This is a genomic window from Streptomyces sp. NRRL F-6492 (assembly GCF_001280125.1).
In the GTDB taxonomy this organism is placed as follows: Bacteria; Actinomycetota; Actinomycetes; order Streptomycetales; family Streptomycetaceae; genus Streptomyces.
The window spans coordinates 1-938 of record NZ_LGEG01000105.1 but is presented as its reverse complement, the minus strand read 5'-3'; the positions used below and the strand labels follow the sequence as shown (position 1 = coordinate 938).

Below are 938 nucleotides of genomic sequence, written 5' to 3'. Positions count from 1 at the left end.
CCGGTGCTGGTCGACCGGTTCCTGGACGACGCGATCGAGATCGACGTGGACGCGCTCTACGACGGTCAGGAGCTGTATCTCGGTGGTGTGATGGAGCACATCGAGGAGGCCGGCATCCACTCCGGCGACTCGGCCTGCGCCCTGCCCCCGATCACCCTGGGCGGGCACGACATCAAGCGGCTGCGGGCCTCCACCGAGGCCATCGCCAGGGGCGTCGGGGTGCGCGGTCTGATCAACATCCAGTTCGCGATGGCCGGGGACATCCTCTACGTCCTGGAGGCCAACCCGCGCGCCTCGCGGACCGTGCCGTTCACCTCCAAGGCCACCGCGGTGCCGCTGGCCAAGGCGGCCGCCCGGATCTCGCTGGGCGCCACCGTCGCCGAGCTGCGCGCCGAGGGCCTGCTGCCGAAGACCGGGGACGGCGGGACGCTGCCGTTCGACGCGCCGATCTCCGTCAAGGAGGCCGTCATGCCCTGGTCGCGCTTCCGCGACGTCCACGGCCGCGGCGTCGACACCGTGCTGGGCCCGGAGATGCGCTCCACCGGTGAGGTGATGGGCATCGACTCGGTCTTCGGCACCGCCTACGCCAAGTCGCAGGCCGGCGCCTACGGGCCGCTGCCGACCAAGGGACGCGCGTTCATCTCGGTCGCCAACCGCGACAAGCGCTCGATGATCTTCCCGGCCCGTGAGCTGGTCGCCCACGGCTTCGAGCTGCTGGCCACCTCGGGGACCGCCGAGGTCCTCAAGCGCAACGGGATCAGCGCCACGATCGTGCGCAAGCTCAGCGAGGGCGAGGGCCCGCACGGCGAGAAGACGATCGTGCAGCTGATCCACGACGGCGAGGTCGACCTCATCGTCAACACCCCCTACGGCACCGGCGGCCGCCTGGACGGCTACGAGATCCGCACCGCCGCCGTCGCCCGCGGCGTCCCCTGCCT

At 71.4% G+C, this 938-nt stretch carries 1 pseudogene; it reads left to right on the top strand.

The annotated features are described in order from the left end of the window. Window positions 1-938: pseudogene (carB, locus tag ADL08_RS10420) on the top strand (carbamoyl phosphate synthase large subunit); the annotation flags it as partial.